This window comes from Pseudomonas sp. SIMBA_068, assembly GCF_046534705.1.
GTDB classification, from domain to species: Bacteria; Pseudomonadota; Gammaproteobacteria; order Pseudomonadales; family Pseudomonadaceae; genus Aquipseudomonas; species Aquipseudomonas putida.
The window spans coordinates 1-253 of sequence record NZ_JAWRYI010001076.1; the positions used below are offsets into that span (position 1 = coordinate 1).

A 253-nucleotide genomic window follows, 5' to 3' on the forward strand; every position below is an offset into this window, starting at 1 on the left:
GAATATCTTTAAGGCCGGCTTCGCCGATTAAGTCGATTTTGTTGAGGATTAAAATAGGCTCAATACCCATGTCTTCACAGGCAATTAAATAGCGATCAATAATGCTAGGGGTAAACTCAGGTAATACAGCAGAAACCATAAGTATTTGATCAATATTTGCAGCAATTACTTTTACCCCATCGTAAAAATCGGGGCGAGTAAGTTGCGAGCGACGCTCTTGTGTTGCTTCAATAACTCCGGCTAAATCGCCTTC

1 protein-coding gene is annotated in these 253 nt (G+C 41.1%); it reads right to left on the reverse strand.

Going from position 1 to position 253, the window contains the following annotated elements; translation table 11 throughout:
* Positions 1-253, reverse strand: a 253-nt coding sequence (gene rsgA, locus SB756_RS32760) for a GTPase RsgA (protein WP_410913600.1), incomplete at both ends; no start/stop codon positions are given.